Below are 657 nucleotides of genomic sequence, written 5' to 3' on the forward strand. Positions count from 1 at the left end.
GAAGCCAATGCCTTTGTAGCGCGTCATGAGAAGAAGCAAGAAGAACAAGGCAGAGCTGTCAGGACACAAGAAAACAGTAGAATTACGTTCCTTGCAAATGGTGAGATTAGCGCTAAATCAACGGATGCTGTAACGGGTGGTCAGCTTTTTGAAACGAATGATAAGGTTGTTACTTATTTAGGAGGTAATGCAGCTTTTAATAATGGTGCGTTTACAGGGCCGACCTATAGTTTATCGGAGATTGATAAAGATGGTAAGATAACAGCCAAACCTTTTACCAATGTTGGTTCAGCTTTTGAAGGACTTGATACAAATATCAAGAATGTCAATCAGAGGATTAAGGAAGTTTCTGAAGGAGTTGCACAGGATTCTTTGAATTGGAATAATGAAGCCAATGCATTTGTAGCTAAGCATGGAACGGAAGGAAACAATAGCAAATTGAAGTTTCTATTAGATGGAGAAATTTCTAAAGGTTCAACAGAAGCGATCACGGGCAATCAGCTTTATTCAATGAATCAAACAGTTGCGACGTATTTTGGTGGAGGTGCTGGCTATGAAAATGGAGAATGGGTTGCACCCACATTCAAACTTAAAACTGTCAATGATGATGGTAGCACTGGTGATGAAAAGGTTTACAATAGTGTAGCGGAAGCACTT

Annotated in this window: 1 pseudogene; it reads left to right on the forward strand. The window is 39.7% G+C overall.

What is annotated here, in order from left to right:
* A pseudogene (locus ACFIQE_RS11245) lies at nt 1–657 on the forward strand (adhesin); the annotation flags it as partial.

Source organism: Bartonella sp. AA1HLJMS, assembly GCF_042197445.1.
Taxonomy (GTDB): Bacteria; Pseudomonadota; Alphaproteobacteria; order Rhizobiales; family Rhizobiaceae; genus Bartonella.